Annotated in this window: 17 protein-coding genes and 1 pseudogene; 8 read left to right on the top strand and 10 right to left on the bottom strand. The window is 62.3% G+C overall.

The features are described 5' to 3' along the window. Window positions 1–7 precede the first annotated feature (7 nt). The 3 genes from ACFWEM_RS20470 to ACFWEM_RS20460 form a co-directional block, all read right to left on the bottom strand. Window positions 8–1,156 (bottom strand): AI-2E family transporter, encoded by a 1,149-nt coding sequence (locus ACFWEM_RS20470; protein WP_378536456.1) that lies wholly within the window; start codon window positions 1,154–1,156, stop codon window positions 8–10. Next, window positions 1,146–1,718 carry an HdeD family acid-resistance protein gene (locus ACFWEM_RS20465; RefSeq protein ID WP_378536454.1) on the bottom strand — a complete coding sequence of 191 codons (573 nt, stop codon included), beginning with the start codon at window positions 1,716–1,718 and terminating at the stop codon, window positions 1,146–1,148. Before ACFWEM_RS20465 ends, ACFWEM_RS20470 begins: the two co-directional genes overlap by 11 nt. A 156-nt stretch (window positions 1,719–1,874) precedes the next feature. Further along, window positions 1,875–3,224 (bottom strand): DUF1254 domain-containing protein, encoded by a 1,350-nt coding sequence (locus ACFWEM_RS20460; RefSeq protein WP_378536452.1) that lies wholly within the window; start codon window positions 3,222–3,224, stop codon window positions 1,875–1,877. Window positions 3,225–3,389: 165 nt separating this feature from the next. Here ACFWEM_RS20460 and ACFWEM_RS20455 point away from each other — a divergent pair, with 165 nt between their 5' ends. Continuing rightward, window positions 3,390–3,917 (top strand): peptidase, encoded by a 528-nt coding sequence (locus ACFWEM_RS20455; RefSeq protein WP_230816072.1) that lies wholly within the window; start codon window positions 3,390–3,392, stop codon window positions 3,915–3,917. 294 nt (window positions 3,918–4,211) lie between these two features. Then, the gene (locus ACFWEM_RS20450; protein ID WP_378536450.1) at window positions 4,212–4,955 is read left to right on the top strand and encodes a TMEM165/GDT1 family protein; all 744 of its coding nucleotides are present in this window, start codon (window positions 4,212–4,214) and stop codon (window positions 4,953–4,955) included. Here the strand turns inward: ACFWEM_RS20450 and ACFWEM_RS20445 are convergent. Continuing rightward, window positions 4,884–5,897: an ABC transporter substrate-binding protein gene (locus tag ACFWEM_RS20445; RefSeq protein WP_378536448.1), complete on the bottom strand. Its 1,014-nt coding sequence runs from the start codon at window positions 5,895–5,897 to the stop codon at window positions 4,884–4,886. The genes ACFWEM_RS20450 and ACFWEM_RS20445 overlap by 72 nt on opposite strands. Before the next feature lie 156 nt (window positions 5,898–6,053). Here ACFWEM_RS20445 and ACFWEM_RS20440 point away from each other — a divergent pair, with 156 nt between their 5' ends. From ACFWEM_RS20440 to ACFWEM_RS20425, 4 genes are all read left to right on the top strand, one after another. Further along, window positions 6,054–6,776, top strand: a complete 723-nt coding sequence (locus tag ACFWEM_RS20440; protein WP_378536446.1) for a FadR/GntR family transcriptional regulator — start codon at window positions 6,054–6,056, stop codon at window positions 6,774–6,776. After that, complete coding sequence (locus ACFWEM_RS20435; protein ID WP_378536444.1) at window positions 6,773–7,423, top strand: sterol desaturase family protein; 651 nt, start codon at window positions 6,773–6,775, stop codon at window positions 7,421–7,423. The genes ACFWEM_RS20440 and ACFWEM_RS20435 overlap by 4 nt, the downstream gene beginning before the upstream one ends. Window positions 7,424–7,567: 144 nt before the next feature. Beyond that, on the top strand, window positions 7,568–7,726 hold the full coding sequence (locus ACFWEM_RS20430) for a hypothetical protein (RefSeq protein WP_003944172.1): 159 nt from the start codon (window positions 7,568–7,570) through the stop codon (window positions 7,724–7,726). Between the two features lie 90 nt (window positions 7,727–7,816). Continuing rightward, on the top strand, window positions 7,817–9,229 hold the full coding sequence (locus ACFWEM_RS20425) for an amidase (RefSeq protein WP_378536442.1): 1,413 nt from the start codon (window positions 7,817–7,819) through the stop codon (window positions 9,227–9,229). 20 nt (window positions 9,230–9,249) lie between these two features. Here the strand turns inward: ACFWEM_RS20425 and ACFWEM_RS20420 are convergent, their stop codons facing one another. Genes ACFWEM_RS20420 through ACFWEM_RS20400 form a run of 5 tightly spaced genes read right to left on the bottom strand, consistent with a single transcriptional unit; the run spans window position 9,250 to window position 14,907 of the window. Next, on the bottom strand, window positions 9,250–11,448 hold the full coding sequence (locus ACFWEM_RS20420) for an acyl-CoA dehydrogenase (protein ID WP_378536440.1): 2,199 nt from the start codon (window positions 11,446–11,448) through the stop codon (window positions 9,250–9,252). 4 nt (window positions 11,449–11,452) lie between these two features. After that, window positions 11,453–12,319: an SDR family oxidoreductase gene (locus tag ACFWEM_RS20415; RefSeq protein ID WP_378445484.1), complete on the bottom strand. Its 867-nt coding sequence runs from the start codon at window positions 12,317–12,319 to the stop codon at window positions 11,453–11,455. 41 nt (window positions 12,320–12,360) lie between these two features. Beyond that, a complete protein-coding gene (locus ACFWEM_RS20410) occupies window positions 12,361–13,236 on the bottom strand; it encodes a MaoC/PaaZ C-terminal domain-containing protein (RefSeq protein ID WP_378536437.1) in 876 nt (291 codons plus the stop codon). Window positions 13,237–13,242: 6 nt separating this feature from the next. Next, window positions 13,243–13,674: an SRPBCC family protein gene (locus ACFWEM_RS20405; RefSeq protein ID WP_030535858.1), complete on the bottom strand. Its 432-nt coding sequence runs from the start codon at window positions 13,672–13,674 to the stop codon at window positions 13,243–13,245. 42 nt (window positions 13,675–13,716) lie between these two features. Next, complete coding sequence (locus ACFWEM_RS20400) at window positions 13,717–14,907, bottom strand: lipid-transfer protein (RefSeq protein ID WP_230816081.1); 1,191 nt, start codon at window positions 14,905–14,907, stop codon at window positions 13,717–13,719. Window positions 14,908–15,009: 102 nt separating this feature from the next. Here ACFWEM_RS20400 and ACFWEM_RS20395 point away from each other — a divergent pair, with 102 nt between their 5' ends. Both ACFWEM_RS20395 and ACFWEM_RS20390 read left to right on the top strand, forming a co-directional pair. Beyond that, window positions 15,010–15,693 carry a TetR/AcrR family transcriptional regulator gene (locus tag ACFWEM_RS20395; RefSeq protein ID WP_378536435.1) on the top strand — a complete coding sequence of 228 codons (684 nt, stop codon included), beginning with the start codon at window positions 15,010–15,012 and terminating at the stop codon, window positions 15,691–15,693. Between the two features lie 104 nt (window positions 15,694–15,797). Continuing rightward, window positions 15,798–16,151: pseudogene (locus tag ACFWEM_RS20390) on the top strand (GNAT family N-acetyltransferase); the annotation flags it as partial. An 11-nt stretch (window positions 16,152–16,162) separates the two neighbouring features. On the opposite strand, the gene ACFWEM_RS20385 reads toward ACFWEM_RS20390, so the two are convergent. After that, window positions 16,163–17,134: an FAD-dependent monooxygenase gene (locus tag ACFWEM_RS20385; RefSeq protein ID WP_378536433.1), complete on the bottom strand. Its 972-nt coding sequence runs from the start codon at window positions 17,132–17,134 to the stop codon at window positions 16,163–16,165. Between the last annotated feature and the right edge of the window lies 1 nt (window position 17,135).

The raw sequence follows: 17,135 nt of genomic DNA, 5'->3' as shown, positions 1-17,135 counted from the left end.
AGAAGTACTAGTGTGCGGGCGTGGCCGGCTTTTCAGGCTCCTCGGGTTTCTCCTCCGGCAGGTCCCGAGGCCCGCTGATCAGGATGTCGGCCCAGCGTGTGGCTGGGTCGATGTCGAGCAGGACAGCCTTCACCAACAACGAGAGCGGGATCGCCAGCAGCGCTCCGAGTGCCCCGAGAACCCACGACCAGAAGACAAGCGAGAGGAACGTCATCGTCACCGACAGTCCGACGGCGTCGCCGACGAACTTGGGTTGGATGATGGACTGGATCACGAAGTTGATGACGGAGTAGACGACGATCACCCAGAGCATCAGCCAGGGTCCGCCCTGCAAGAGCCCGAGAAGTGCCGGCGGGATGACGCCGATGACAAACCCGATGTTGGGGATGTAGTTGGTGATGAAGGACAGCAGCGCCCACAGAACGGGTAGCTGAATGCCCATCAGCCACAGCGCACCACCGTCGAGCACCGCCACGATGAGTCCGAATACCGTCGAGACCACCAGGTACTTGCGAGTCCCTGCGGCAAAAGTGGAGAGCGCGTAGGAGATTTCGGGACGCTGCTCGGCCAGCACGTGTAACCGCGAGCGGATACTCATGCCGTCGAAGGCCATGAACAGCAACAGCGCGAGGATGAACACCAGATCCGACAGAATGCCGAGCAGGCCCTCCAGCCCGCTTTCGAGTACACCCACTACTTTCGTGAGATCGATACTGCTGAGCGTGCTTTGGATCTGTTCGGTGCTCACTCCGAAGTCGGCCAACTTGTCGCGGCCCTCGTTGAGGAGGTTGGTCATCTCCTCGGAATACTGGGGCAGGATCGTCGCCAACTGCGCCGTCGACACGATCAACGAGGCAGCGAGCCCGAGCAGAATCAGATAGACGGTGACCAGCGAGCCCAACATCCCGACCCACTTGGGCCACCCGCGTCGCTGCGACCAATCCTGAATGGGCTGAACGGCAATCGTCAGCACCAGTGCGAGGAAGACCGGTCCGAGGATGCCGCCGAACACCTTCATTCCGCCGACGGCAACCACGGTGGCCGCGATACCGAGAAGGACGATCAAACCGCGAGGGATCGACCAGTTCTCACTACCGGACAGCGTGGGGATCGGAGCGGGAGCCGCGACGGCCGGCTTTCCCTTCTTAGAGAACACCGACTTCCTTTGCCCGGCTCCTGATCTGGAATGCTCCCACGATCATGACGAGGCCGAACAAGATTGCGTACCAACCCAACAACCAGATGAGGCTGATGATGCCTTCGCCGGGCGCGACGAGAAGAATGATGCCGAAGATGACAGCGAGCACCGAGGCTGCGAGCAACCATCCCCAACTGGATCCGGGAAGCGTCTTCATCTTGAAGGCGCCGACGATTCCGAAGATTCCGAACATGATGGCGTAGAAGGCAATGATGTACAGCAGCACCAGCGCGGTGATGCCTGGCCAGACCAGCGCGACCACACCGGCTCCCACCGAAACGACGCCCGTGAAGACCCACCATCCCCACGAACTCAGGTGCTCGCGATCCCGGACGGCTCGAACGATCGTGATCAAGCCGTCGGCAATGGAGTAGATACCGAACAGGAAGACCAAGGCCACCACGGTAATTCCCGGCCACACCAGTGCAATGATTCCGAAGATCACACCGAAGATTCCGCGGATCAGGATCATCCACCAGATCTCTTTGCCGTACTGCACGAACGGATTCTGCGTGACCATCAGTAGCCTCCGAAGCAAGCGGGTGTCTCTGACCGATTCAACAGCTCTTCAAACAGGGCAATACCGACAGATCGTATGGCTATCGAGACCTTTCCGCCCATCGAAACGCGCGGCTGATACCGAGTTGTGCTCTTCGGGTCCGGAGCGAGAGGACCTTCAGCCTGCTTCCTGAATACCTACTTCCCGAATACCCGGCGCTGTCCACGATCCCGACAGCACTGCCGCCTTCGGCCAGTACAGGCGAAGAAAGACGTTGAAGTCACCGGACGGAGCCGGCAGCCAGTTCCGCTCCTTCTCACCACCAGGGGATTCGTGCTGAAGATAGATGTCGAGGGAACCGTCGTCGGCAAACACCAGATCGCTTCGATCACCGATCGCGTATCGGTCGATCGGGTTGTCCACGAAGAACTGCCGCTCGTTCATCATCGTGAGCGACCAGAAGCCCTCGACCGGCGGCAGTTCGTCCTTCTCGAAATGAAGTACGTACTTCTTCTCGCCGGTCAGTGGCTTCCCCTCGACGTCCGTGGTGGCGTGCGGGTACACGGCATCAGCATCGAGGTTTGCCCCGAAACCGAGCCAGACGATCAAAGCCCGCTGAGCGTAATGAGTTCCGTAATGCCCCAAGCCGCGGTGCATCGTCCAGCCGTTCTTCGGACTACCCTCGGCCTCTTTGGCGATCTCGCTCAGCACGTCCATTCCGGTTCGTGCAGCTCGGTCGAGGGCATCACGCACCTCTTGCGGACGCGACTTCCAGGGCAGCGAGGAGCCGATTCCGATGTCGGACAGCTGTTTCATCATCTCGGTATCGTCCGGGCGGGGAGGATTGTCGTCGAGAAGTGCGTCGAGTGTGGTGAAGAAGGCCTCGCCGTCCATGGCGGCCACCTGGTCCACCGGCGGCGTCCGAGTGTCGACGGCAGCGTTCACCGGCACTTCACCGGGCGTGTAGTCCTGCGGGTCACCCGTCCACTCCGACAGAGGTGTCAGTCGCGTCCGGTCCTGCAAGCTGTGCACTTCAGCCAGGTCCGTTCCCCCCGACGTCGCATAGCGGGCGACTATCCAGTTCATCGCCGTCGGAGAACGCAGCAGCGTCAAACCTTTGGGTACGTTGCCTTTCCAATTCGGCCCGGCCACCAGATACGGTCCCCCGGTCCGCCCCACGGTCCGAGATCCCGGCACCGTGAACACGTCGCTCCACGCGTCGAGGATGGGCACCAGCCAGTACCGCGTCCCGAAGTCCGGCAGCGAGAGCACCTGCGGTTCCGTCGAGACGTCCAGCCACCCCGACGAGTAGAGAGTGTCCGCGTTGGGTGAGACGACATCGGTGAAGGTCGCGTCGGGCGTTGTACGCGCATAAGCGAACTGGTTGAGCGGGGCTTTCATCGCCACCGGGGCCGGCACCGCGGTCATGACGTCACGCGATACTGCCGCAATCAACAGTGGATATCCGAAGATCCACGCCTGCGTTGCCAGGTCTTCCAGCCGAGAACGGTTCTTCGACAGAGTCATGCCTGCGCATACCACCGCCCTCACCAGCGCAAACCTGGCTGGCACTCTCCCCGTCTTGTGTGCCAATGCCGATTGGGTGCATATTTCGATTACCCAACGAGGTGTGCCGGACCGACGCATGCGCGTCTGCCCGAGATTTGCCCCAGCACCGAGGGAGGAACAGAAATGAACAGAAACGAAGCAATAGGCATTTCTCCGTTCCAAGCCGCCGGATCTTTGCAGGGGTTTGTCATTTCCGGGCGTTGGCCGGACACCACCCAGGAGTGGGCTCAGCTTCTCGCCTTGGCTGTCCGAGTGGCCTCGATGCCGGGTTTGTTGCCGACGACGACGGTCTTCGGCGTTCGTGAGGACGTTCCCGAGGACCCCCAGCCGGGCACTGTCGGTCTGGTGGTTGCCGAAGGTCCGGTGCTGGGCGATTTTGCCCTGACACCCGGCCGTTTCTCCGATCACCAGCCACCGGCCCTGATCATGCTGCACCCGCCGTCGGAAACCACGTCCAGCCTGCCGGAATGCGAGGGCAGCGCGTCAGGGTGCGTACTACTGCCCGGTCTTCCCTACCTGGGTTTGGAGCATCGTGCGGCCTGGGTCGAGGCAGAGCCGGACGGCACAGTCGTCTCCATGATCAGCCGTGTCGGCATCGATCCGATCAGCGATCCCGACACCGCTGTTTTGGCCATGCTCCTCGCCTCGTGACGGCCCCGGTAAGCGATAAGTTCGGACTCCCAAACTTGCTGCGCGCTTTGCCAATTCGTTTCGACCGCGCTAACGTGGGTAGCAACGAAGGGGAGTAGCCCCCAATCGCCTGTGTCGACATACTGGTTCGACGCGCTCCGTCATGTGCGGATCGCGAAGCACCCGGCCTGGCGAACCGAAGGTCCTGTGGCCTCGGTGGGCGAGACCTTCGGCCGGACAAGCGCACCCGCTGCGCCTGCCCAGGCCGGAGGCTCGCATTTTTCCTCCGACCTACACCGACCGGAGGAGTAAATCTTGCTTGCCGCAATACTTTTGAGTTTCGGCGTCATCTTCGTCGCGGAACTCGGCGACAAGTCGCAACTGATGGCAATGACGTTTGCCTTGCGCTATCGCTGGTGGGTCGTTCTCGGCGGAATCACCGTCGCCACCACCCTTGTTCACCTGGTCTCGGTCGCCGTCGGCCACTACGTCGGCGTCGCACTTCCGACTGCGGCAATATCGATCGTCGGCGGTATCGCGTTCCTGATCTTCGGCCTCTGGACGCTGCGCGGTGACGATCTCACCGACGACGAGCAGAACAAGGCCGGTCGCGTCACGCGGTCCGCCTTCATCGCCGTCGCGTCGGCGTTCTTCCTGGCCGAACTCGGCGACAAGACCATGCTCGCCACCATCACGCTCGCCACCGACAACGACTGGATCGGCATCTGGATCGGATCGACTGTCGGCATGGTGGCGGCAGACGCTCTGGCCATCATCGTCGGCTCGGTACTGGGCAAACACCTTCCGGAGGGATTCATCAAGATCGGTGCCGCGGTGCTGTTCTTCGTCTTCGGCGTCTGGCTGCTGCTCGAGGGCATCTTCCCGGACTCGTCGGCCGGCGTCATCGGCGGCGGAGTTGTTCTCGCAGTGTCCGTGGTGGGTGCGCTGGCCCGGATGATCTGGAAGCGCACCCACCCGAAGCCGACGTCAGAGCTTGGCTCTGATCTCCTCGGCGATCGGTTGGAACTGCTCGAGGAACGTCAAGGCCCAACCGAATGAGGCGACGCCCTCGTAGTCGAACGAGTACACCTGATCATTCTTGACGGCGCGCAAACGCTGGAAGATGGTGTCGCCAGCCAACTTCTCGTCGATAGGGCCCTTGCCGCTGTTGGTGATGATGACGTCGGCCTCGTCGAGTAGCTCCAACTGCTCCTTCGGGAACCACTCGTTGCTGCCGGCAGGAATTGCGAGCGAGCGGTCGTTGAACTGGAACCCGGCCTCGCTGATCACCGTCGTCTGATACTTCGTGGGCGAATACAGCGAGAAACCACTCTCCTCGAAGTACGTGGTGTAGACGACCTTCACCTTGCTCAGCACATCAGCGTTGTCGCTGCGGAACTTGGCGATCCGCGCCTCGTACCGATCTGCCAACTCCTGGACCTTCGCGCTTTGGTTGAGCGCGTCCGCGACCCCAAGGGCGCGATCCTTCCACGCGTACTGCCCGTCTTCGGCAAAAACCGCGGTCGGTGCGATCGACCGGATCTGCTCGTAAAGATCCGGGTTGTTCTCCGACAGCAGGTTGGTCATCACGATCAAGTCGGGAGACAAAGCCGCTATCGCCTCGGCGTTGGGCTCGTACCAGCGTCCCACCTTCGGGAGAGACCGAAGAGCAGACGCATAGGGTTCCGGGACGCCGTCGGCGTTCTCGTAGTCCACCGGCAGTCCGACGGGTGTGAATCCGGCGTCGAACATCGCGGGACCCGTGTAGTAATCGGCGCTGACCACCCGTTGCGGGTTGGCGGGCACTTCCACCTGCCCGAGAGCGGTATTGATGGTGCGCATCGACCCTTCGGCAGACTCGCTGGTGCTGGTTCCGCAGGCCGTGAGCAATCCGATTCCGGCCAACGCGCCGGCCCCGAGGAAACCGCGACGGGTAAGCGCGGCCGTAATGCGTGTGAACTCTGCGTCGGTGTCGAGAGTCGGCAAGAGAAGTGATGTCATGGGCTTCCTGACGGTCAATCGAATTAGGGTCGCCTAAAATTACTCTCACCTGCGTCGTTGCGGTGAAGTTTGTTGGCCAAGAGGTGTCTCTTTCGCGCCAGAATTCAACTGGTAATACCACTTGACCTCTTACTAGTAAGCGCTTAAGGTCGGTACATGTTCCAACCCGTTGCACGTACCTCGGCCTCCGGCGCAGTCTTCGACCAGATTTCCGTGAAGGTGCTGGCCGGAGAGCTGGCTGCCGGCGAGGCACTACCCAGCGAGCGCAAACTCGCCGAGGCATTCGGTGTCTCCAGGCCGGCAGTCCGAGAGGCTATTCAGAAGCTCGCCCAAGCCGGACTCGTCGAGGTCCGCCAGGGCGAGTCCACGTCGGTGCGCGATTTTCGACGCCAGGCCGGACCAGAACTTCTCCCCCAACTGCTGGTTCGCGATGGTGTCCCCGACCTGACGGTGGTGCGCAGCGTCCTGGAAACTCGCGAGTTGATGGGACCGCAGATCGCGGTGCTGGCGGCTCGTCGCATCTCCGCAGAATCTGCCCAGGACCTCGACGCGGCCGTGGATCATCTAGGCGCCACCGAAGATCCGGTCGAGCTGCAAAGCCGCGCGCTGGCGTTCTGGGACGTCGTCGTCGACAGCGCAGATTCCATAGCCTTCCGCTTGATCTTCAACAGCCTTCGAGCTGCATACGAGCCGGCCATGACGGCGCTTGCCTCCGTCATGGTGGCCGAAGTCGGCCAAACCGATCTGTATCGAAAACTGGCCTCCGCCATCACTTCACACGACGAGCCCGCCGCCGAGACCCTGGCAGCAACGCTGCTCCACACCGGTACGACGGCAATCGGCGACGCTCTCACCTTCCTGGAAGGACTGAAACCATGAGCAAGCCTCTTACCCTGGCCGATGCCGCACGGACGTTTCGTAGGTCACCGACGCCGTGGATGATCGGCACCATGCTGCTGGCCGCGGCGGCGACGCGCATTGCCTTGGGCGACTGGCAGATCACCGACGCACTTGTTCCGCTCGTGATGATCGCCGCATTCCCGTTCGTGGAGTGGATCATTCACGTCTTCGTTCTCCATTGGAAGCCGCGGACCATTGGCGGCGTCACACTCGATTCACGGCTGGCGCGAAGCCATCGGGAACACCACTTCGCGCCGCGAACCGTCTCACTCATCTTCATCCCGTGGCAGACGCTCCTGATCGTGATTCCCGTTCTGACAGCCGTCGCCCTCCTGGCGTTTCCTCGCGTCGAACTCGGCCTGACATTCCTGACCTGCATTTCCGTGCTCGGTCTCGGCTACGAGTGGACGCATTTCCTCATCCACAGTGACTACAAGCCGAAAACTGCTCTCTACCGGTCGATTTGGCGCAACCACCGCAACCACCACTTCAAGAACGAGCACTACTGGTTCACCGTCACCACCGCGGGAACTGCCGATCGCGTACTGGGCACCTACCCCGATCCCAAATCCGTCGAGACATCCCCGACGGCGAAGAACCTGCACGGCACCGCGTCAAAGCTGTGAATGAACGCCGGTTCCTGGCCCCCAGCTGGCAATGAACTTGAACTTGACTGTGTATCAGTAATTTTCGTTGAAACTCACCAGTGCCGTGCTTAGTGTCGGTGGAGTCAGAAGTTCGAAAAACGCTGTAACCGAAGGACACACCACATGTTCAACGATGTATTCAACAACGTAATCCACCCGATGGTCACGAACTTCCAGCAGTTGGGCCCCCAGCAGTTCATTCCGCAGCAGTTCATCCCTCAGGGCGTGTTCCAGCAGGCGCCGCAGGCGGCCGAGCAGGCAGTGACGATCTTCGGTAGCTGATACCGCAATCCACAGATAGCGCCACTCAGGGGTCGTCCGTCCAATATGCTGGACGGACGACCTGAGTGCCTCCGCCTGACAAGGATCCCCATGACCGCGAACACCCCCATCCACGCTTTCACCGACGACGCCCTGGGCGACCTCGACGCCACCGCCGTCGCCGCCCGGATCGAATCTGGTGAGGTGACCGCACGGGAAGTCATGGAGGCGTCGATCGCCCGCGCCGAGTCCGTGCAGGGGCAATTGAACGGTCTGGCCTGCACTGATTTCGATCGTGCCCTCGCCAGGAGCAACCGGCCTGCCAAGGGCGTCTTTGCCGGTGTCCCCACCGCGATCAAGGACAACACCGACAGCGCCGGCCTTCCCACCCAGCAGGGCAGTACCGCCTTCACCGCGATCCCCGCCAAAGCCGACAGCGATTTCGCGAAGCAGTTCCTCTCCACCGGGGCCATTTCGATCGGCAAGACTCGACTACCCGAGTTCGGATTCAGTGCGTCCACCGAATACATGACGGAAGAACCCGTCCACAACCCGTGGAATCCGGCGTACTCGTCGGGCGCTTCCTCGGGTGGCGCAGCCGCGCTTGTTGCTGCCGGCGTACTCCCGATCGCGCACGCCAACGACGGCGGTGGATCGATTCGCATTCCTGCCGCTGCCTGCGGACTGGTCGGACTCAAACCCACTCGCGGGCGTACCGTCGCCGACCCCGCCGACAAGTCGATGCCGATCCGGTTGATCGCTCAGGGCGCCGTTACTCGCACTGTTCGCGACACCGCACGATGGATGTCTGCGGCTGAGAACTACTACCGCAATCCGCGACTCGCACCGGTTCGCCTGATCGAAGGACCCAGCTCAACACGATTGCGCGTCGGCGTGATAGCTGATTCCGTAACCGTCACCAAGACGGACGACGAGACGCGCAAGTCCGTCGAAGCTACGGCCGAACTCCTTGCAAGCCTTGGCCATCATGTCGAGGACGCGGCACTGCCCGTCGGCCCCGAATTCATCGACGACTTCAGCATTTACTGGGGCTTCCTGTCGTTCGCCATCTCCACCGGTGGCAAACAAATGCTCGGACCCGACTTCGACAAGTCCGGTACCGACAATCTCACCAAGGGCCTCTACACGCTGTACCGGAAGAACCTCGTGAAGACGCCGCGCGTACTCTACCGCCTGCGACGCCTCCAGCAGCAGTACAGCGCCATGTTCTTGAAGTACGACGTCGTGCTCTCGCCGGCTCTGGGACACACCACCCCTGAACTCGGATATCTCTCTCCCGCTCAGCCTTTCGAGGAACTCTTCGACAAGTTGATCGCGTACACGTCGTTCACGCCGCTGAACAACATCTCCGGCGGTCCCGCGATTTCGCTACCGATGCACCAGACCAGCAATGGTTTGCCGTTGGCTTCGCATTTCTCGGCTGATCTCGGCGACGAACGCACGCTCCTCGAATTGGCCTTCGAACTGGAAGAGGCTCAGCCCTGGAGACGAATCCAGGACTGAGCCCCACCCGGTAAAGACTGTCAGTCGCGCGGCAACCCGAGCATGCGCTCACCGATCACGTTGAGCTGCACCTCGGTTGTGCCACCGTAGATGGTGGTGGCCCGGCCCGAAATGAGCTGCTCCATCGCCTTGTCGCTGGGCTGACCTGGGATGCTGACCGCTCCGGCAGCACCCAGTTCAGCGACGACGAACTCGGCGATCGACTGGCTGATCTTCATCGCCAACAGCTTGCCGACGCTCGACGTAGTACTCACGTCGATTCCCGAAAGTTGCTTGAGCACAACGCGGGAGCCGATGAGATCGATCGCCTGACTCTCCGCAACGAGCTCGCCGACACGGTAGCGGCCGATCGGGCTCAGGTCTGCCGACTTCGCGAACTTCAGCAGATCGGTGTCCGAGGCGTACGCCTCCATCTTCTGGCTGAGCGCGACGCGCTCGCCGGCCAGCGTCGTACGTGCGACGTTCCAACCGTCGTTGACCTCGCCGACCACGTTCTCGTCGGGGATGAACACGTCGTCGAGGAACACCTCGTTGAACAGCGCCGAGCCCGTCATCTCACGCAGCGGGCGGACGGTGATGCCCGGTGTCGACATATCGAGCACGAAGTAGGTGATGCCCTGATGCTTCGGCTTGGTGGCGTCCGTGCGGGCGATCAGCATTGCCCAGTCGGAGAACTGAGCAACCGTGGTCCAGATCTTCTGACCGGTGATCTTCCAACCGCCGTCAACCTTTTCGGCCTTCGTCGCCAGTGATGCGAGGTCGGAACCAGCACCGGGTTCACTGAAGAGCTGGCACCACACCAACTCACCCTGCAGGGTCGGTACGGCCAATTCCTGCTTCTGCTTGTCGGAGCCATGTGCCACGACGGCCTGCACTGCCCAAGTTCCCATCAGAAGCTGCGGCATCGAGATACCGGCCGCCTTGATCTCCTGGGAGATGACGATCTGCTCGAGCGGAGCGGCGCTGCGCCCGTACGGCTTCGGCAGGTGCGGCTGAACCCACCCTCCGTCGCCGAGTGCAATGAGCTGGTCGTCCTCGTCGAGATCGACCAACTTGGCCAGCTCGGCCGCAATGTCGCCGCGGATCTCCTCCGCCTCCGGCGGAAGTTCGAGAACCGAAGCCCGGATGACACCGTCAAGTGCTTGCTGCGCAACACGATTGGCACGATCCTCGCGGGTGCCGAGAATGCCGCGGATCGAGAGCGCGCGGCGGTAATACAGGTGCGCGTCGTGCTCCCAGGTGAATCCAATACCGCCGTGAACCTGCACGCAGTCCTGCGCTACCTGCACTGCAGCGTCGGGAACGATGACCGCTGCGATGTCGGCGGCAAAATCTGCCGTGTCGTCACCCTTGTCCAATGCACTTGCCGCATCCCACACAACGGCGCGTGCCTGCTCGAGCGCAATGCCCATCTGCGCGCACTTGTGCTTGACGCCCTGGAACTGACCGATGGGTCGCCCGAACTGCACACGTGTCTTGGCGTACTCCGACGCGGTGGAGACGCACCAGGACATGACGCCGACGTCTTCGGCGCCGAGAACGACTGCGGCAATGGACCGTACCCGCGCTTCGGTGAGACCGTCGAGTATCCGTTCGGCGCTGATCTGAACATTGTCGGCTTCGATCCGCGCACTACCGCGCAGCACGTCGATGCTGTCCTGAACCGTGATCGCGACTGCGCTGCTCTCGAGCACCGCGTAGCGAACCCCCTCGGGCAACTGGATCGGAACCAGCAGCACGTCGGCGTGTTCACCGCCGAGCACACCGTCGAGTGCGCCCGTGACCTTGTACCCACTGTCCGACGACTCGGCCGCCAACGGTGCACCCAAGGCAACTGCTGCCGTCCGGCTTCCGTCGATCAGGCCGGGCAGGAACTCGAGTCCCGCCTTGGAATCGGCGGCACCGAGAACGGCGCTTGCCAATACCGTCGGGACAAATGGGCCGGGAGAGACTGTGCGGCCCAGCGCTTCCAGTGCCACGGCCAAGGCCAGCAGACCGGCGCCGTGGCCACCCTGCTCTTCCGGAACCGCGAGCCCGAGAAGGTCTTGTCCGACCAGTGCCGTCCAGAACTCGGGGAACTTGTCCTCGGTCCGTGACTCCACCGCCGCGCGCACCTGCTCGGTGGTGATGGTGCGCTCGGCGAAGGAGCGCACCGAATCTGCAAGCGCGGTGTGCTCCTCACTCAGCCCGAGGCCGAGTTCGTATGCGTTGCGTGCCATGCGCTTACAGACGTTCTGCGAGGTCGGCGGTGGTCCAGGGACCCTCGCTCTCGATGGTGTTCACGCCGTGCCAGCCGGCAAGTTCCGTGATGGCCCCACCCTGAACGGCGTACACCTTGCCGGTGAGCTTGCAGTCCGAGGCCGCGAGATATGCCACGAGCGGCGAGATGTTGGACGGCGCAAACGCGTCGAACTCCCCCTCTGGAACCTCGGCCGCGAAGAGCGCACCCATACCGGGTGTCGCCAGCGTCAGTCGAGTACGCGCGATCGGCGCAATTGCGTTGACTCGCACGCCGTAGCGATCCAGTTCGTCTGCGGCCACCAAAGTCAGGGCCGCGATGCCCGCCTTGGCGGCGCCGTAGTTGCCCTGGCCCGCATTCGGCATGAAGGTACCCGAAGCCGAGGCGGTGTTGATGACCGAAGCATTGACGGTCTCCCCTGCCTTGCTCTGGTCCTTCCAGTACGCGGCAGCGTGGTGCAGCGTCGCTGCGTGCCCCTTGAGGTGCACGGCAATGACTGAGTCCCATTGGCTCTCGTCCATGCCGGCGATGAAGGCGTCACGAAGAATGCCGGCGTTGTTGACCAGGACGTCGAGTCGGCCGAACTCACTGACGGCCTGCTTGACGAGGCCCTCGGCGCCGTCCCAAGTGGCGATGTTGTCGGTGTTGGCGACGGCCTTGCCGCCTGCAGCGACGATCTCGTCGACTACCTGCTGCGCGGGGCCGGCGTCTGCACCGGAACCGTCGTTTGCTCCGCCGAGATCGTTGACCACGACGCTCGCACCCTCACGAGCGAAGAGCAGCGCATGCTCACGGCCGATGCCGCGTCCTGCTCCGGTGATGATCGCTACGCGACCGTCGAGACTTCCCATCAGTTCAGATTCCCATCAGTTCAGTTGTCGGACATGAAGACTCATTTGTCGGTGATGACAGCAAGGCCGTCCTTGATGACGAGGTCACCGACCGCGCTGGTTTCGTACGAGTACGACGTGGCTCCGTCTGCCGAACCCGACTTGTAGAACACCGTCTCGATGTCCTGGGTCGGGAGTACGGGCTTCGCGAATCGCACTGCGAGACGGCGCAACCGCTCGGTCTCGCCGCCGGCCAGTTCGGTCAGGGCTCCCCACGACGTGAACGCCATCGTGCACAGTCCGTGGTTGATAATTCCGGGGAGACCGGACATGCGAGCGATCTCTTCGTCGAGGTGGATCGGCATCGGATCGCCGGACGCCGGCGAGTACCGGAACGTCTGGTCCTCGTCGATGTGCTGATTGACCACCGCTGCCGGACTACCAGCACGAAGAGCGTCGTCGAATCGGTGTTCGGGAGCCTTCTCACCCAAGCCGGGGCCCGCGTCGACCTTGCGGAAGAACGCCGTCATCCACTGCTCGTTGACCAATTCGCCCTTGTCGGTTTTGGTTTCGACGTAGATGACGACCGTGGAACCGTTGTCGCGACCCTCGAAACCGATGGGCTTGGCGCGAGCGACCAGATGGTCACCGGGGTAGATCGGACGGTGGAACAGGAAATCCTGCTCACCGTGAACGAGCTTCATCAGCAGTTCCACCGGTGCCACCGACAGGGCAGCCGGTGCCATCGACATGAAGACGGGTACCACCGCGAAGACCGGCGGAGCGATCTCGCCCTTCAGATGTCGCTCGATGGGATCGTTGGTGGCAGCGGCATATTCGGCGATACGCTCGGCTGTCACCTCGAAGTGCTCCGGATCAGTCCATACATCCAGTCCGGAAGTATCGAATTCGACCGCGTTGGTCTTCGGTGTCGTCATCGAGCGTTATCCGACCAGCTCGGCGAACTTCGCCAGCGAAGCCTCGAGGTCAGCCTTGGCGTTCTTGGCGACTGCCTTGCCGATCGGCCCGACGATCATGGTGCCCTTGAAGCTGGCGTCGACGGTTGCCTTCGAGCCTGCACCGTCGGCCTCGACCGAGAGGATGAATTCGACGGTGACACCGGCCATTCCGGTTCCGGCGATCTTGACCATCTTCGGAACCTCGACCTCTTCGACGGTCCATTCGATCTTGTTGGCCATACCCATCACGGAGACGACCTCGGTGAACTTGGCGCCCAACGCAACCTCGGTGGGGAGTTCACTCTTCCAGCCCTGGTGAATGGTGAGCCACTCTTCCCAGCGAGACAGGTCGGAGAGCGCATCCCAGGTCTTCTCGGGGGACGCGGGCAGTACGGCGGAGACGGAAACGGAAGCCATGATGAAACTCCTAGTGGGTAGCTAGCGGGTTGAGGGTGTGATTCAGCGTGCGTAGGGCTTGTATGCGGTCACGACGACTGCGCCGCCGAGTCCGATGTTGTGCTGGAGTGCAACCTTTGCGCCGTCGACCTGACGCTTGTCGGCGGTTCCGCGGAGCTGCCAGGTGAGTTCGGCGCACTGTGCGAGGCCCGTTGCTCCGAGGGGGTGGCCCTTCGAGATGAGGCCGCCGGACGGGTTGACCACCCAGCGTCCGCCGTAGGTGGTGTCGTCGGCGTCGACGAGCTTGCCGCCGTCACCTTCGGCGCACAGTCCGAGCGCCTCGTAGGTCAGCAACTCGTTGGTGGAGAAGCAGTCGTGGAGTTCGATGACGTCGACGTCGTCGGCGGTGATCCCGGCCTGTGCATATACCTTCTCGGCGGCCTTACGAGTCATGTCGGCGCCGACGAGGCTGATGGCGCTCTTGTCCTCGAAAGTGCTGTTCATGTCGGTGACCATGGCCTGTCCGACGATCTCGATCGCCTGAGCAGCGAGGCCGTGCTTCTCGACGAATGCTTCGCTGGCGATGATCGCCGCGCCGGATCCGTCGGACGTAGGCGAGCACTGGAGCTTGGTGAGTGGCCCGTGAATCTGGCGTGCTTCGAGGATCTGCTCGAGGGTGTACTCGTCCTGGAACTGCGCGTACGGGTTGTTGAGCGAGTGCTTGTGGTTCTTGACGGCGATCTTCGCGAACTGCTCGGCAGTGGTTCCGAAGCGTTCCATGTGCTCGACGCCGGCCGCGCCGAACATGTACGGAGCGGGCGGCATCGCGAACTCCTGCAGCTCGGCGAGAGCGAGGAGGTGCCGCATGAGTGGCTGTTCGCGGTCGTCGTAGGTGGATCCGAGCGACCCGGACTGCATCTTCTCGAAGCCCAGCGCCAATGCGCAGTCGGCCTGACCGCTCTTGACTGCCTGCGTGGCGAGGTAGAGCGCGGTCGATCCCGTCGAACAGTTGTTGTTGACGTTGACGATGGGGATGCCCGTCAGACCCAGCTCGTAGACAGCCCGCTGACCTGCGGTGGACTCGCCGTAGACGTAGCCGACGTATGCCTGCTCGACCTCGGAGTAGTCGATCCCTGCGTCTTCGAGCGCCTTGGTACCCGACTCGCGTGCCATGTCGGGGTAGTCCCACTCGCGGGATCCCGGCTTCTCGAATTTCGTCATGCCGACGCCGACGACAAAAACCCTGTTACTCATTGCCACTCCTGAAGAGAACGGTATCTGTGTGTGACACGCTGTCCCACCAAAGTATGTGAGACATCTTGTCCAGTCAATGGCGGGGTGAGTATCGTTCGATTTATGACAAAAACAGCCGAGTCGGCGCAGCCCGACGGGCGCAGCACTCGCTGGAATGATCACAAGGAGCAGCGCAAAGCGCGGATCCTCGACGCAGCACTCGATGCAGTCAACGAAGGTGGCGCCGACGTCGGCGTCCAACAAATCGCCGAGCGCGCCGACGTCCCCCGTTCCGTTGTCTACCGGATCTTCAAGGATCGAGCCGACCTCGACGAGCAGCTGCGAGTCCGCATCCTCGAGATGATGATGACCGACCTGACCCCCACCCTCACGCCGCAAGGCACCGTCGGCGAGGCCATCTCGCGGGCCGTCGACACATACCTTCGCTGGATTGTGAAATACCCACGACTGCATCACTTTTTGGGCAAGGGATCCCCGAGCACCCGAGCCACCGGTTCAAAAGTGGTGACCGGAACGAAGACAGCCATCGCCGTCCAGTTGGGAAACCTGTTGGGCGCGATCCTCACCAGCCGCGGCAAATCGTCGAAGATGGCGGAGCCCTTGGCTTTCGGCGTGATCGGCTTGGTCGACGTCAGCGTCAACCGTTGGCTCAGCCAACCAGGTTCCGACGTGACCAGCGCAGAATTGGCCGAATTCCTCGAACGCTCCATCTGGCAGGTTCTCGACGGCAATCTCCGGAGTATCGGCGTCGATATAACGCTGTCGACCCCGATCGCCGACCTGTGACAGTCACCGAACTACCCTGGACACTCGACGGACGCGGACTTCAACTGATCCACGTCCCATCACCAGTCCTAAACGCATTGGGTGACGATGACGCCACTCTCGCAATGGAACTCGCACCCGAAATCCTGACCCCCTATCTCCTCGGCGAAGAATGCCAGGGCTTATGGCGCTACCGGAGCAAGCAGACAGCAGAGAACCAGCACGACAGCGCTTGGATCACCCGCATCGCCGTTGATACGCGGACCTCGACGCCGGTGGGGTTGGCCGGATTTCATGGCCGCCCCGACGCGCGTGGGATGGTCGAGATGGGATATCGCATCGACCCGGCGTTTCGACGACAGGGCTACGCACGAACCGCCCTCGAAATACTGCTCGACGTCGCGAGTCGCGAATCCGAAGTACACATCGTTCGCGCGACCATCAGCCCGGACAATGTTGCATCTCGAAATCTGATCAGCCAGTATGGTTTTCACGAAGTCGGTGAGCAGTGGGACGAAGAAGACGGTCTGGAAACCATCTTCGAAGTCAGTGCCTCTCGATCTGCGGAGGCCGCCAGCAGGCGAGTAACGGCGTCCTCGATCGCCAAAGCCGCACCTAGCCCGAGGTGAGGGCGCATGGCGTGAGCGGCGTCGCCAATCAACGCAACTTTGCCGCGTGTCAACAACTTCGGGGTCCGAATCTCGAGCAACTCGTTCTCGATGATGCGGGCCGGATCAGCGTTCGCGACCAGTTGCGACACCGGTTCGGGCCAGTCGGCAAAATGCGCGAGACTCTCGACGCCGCGTTGCGCACCCGCGAAGGCGTAGGTGCGGTTGCCCGCCAACGGGAGAATCCCGAACTCCCCTCGAATCCCCCACACCTGTCCGACAAAATTCGGCGGTGGACCATCGACGATCCAGCGCCAAGCTGACACTCCGGTATGTACCACGGTTCCCTCGCCGGGCCAGAGCTGCTGTCGCACAACACTGTGCACACCATCCGCGGCAACGACAAGGTCGTATCGAGCGGTATCACCCGCGGTGACTATCTCGCCGCGGCCGTGATCTCCGCAGCCAACACCCGTCACCCTGACTCCGGTGCGTAGACACTCGGCGGGGAGGGCGCGAACCAACACCTCGATCAGATCGGCGCGGTGGATTGTCACCAGATCGCGTCCGCCGGCGAGGTCACCAATTCTGCGCGTCACCAGATTTTGCCCGCGCAGATTCCTGATCGCGCCCGAGCTGTACGGAAGGGAGTTCGCCCTGACCTGTTCGCCTACACCGATTTCGTCCAACGCTGCCAGCGCGTTGGGAAACAACACGACGGCGGCGCCTACCTCCGTGAACTCGGACGCACGCTCGTACACGGTGACATCCCAGCCTGCTTTGCGGAGCGCGATGGCAGCCGTCAGCCCGCCAATTCCCCCGCCGACGATTCCAGCGCTTTGTCCTTCCGGCACA

The sequence above is a fragment of the Rhodococcus sp. NPDC060176 genome (assembly GCF_042728675.1).
Taxonomy (GTDB): Bacteria; Actinomycetota; Actinomycetes; order Mycobacteriales; family Mycobacteriaceae; genus Rhodococcus_F.
The sequence above is the reverse complement of the archived record's forward strand: the minus strand, read 5'-3'. Positions and strand labels throughout refer to the sequence as shown.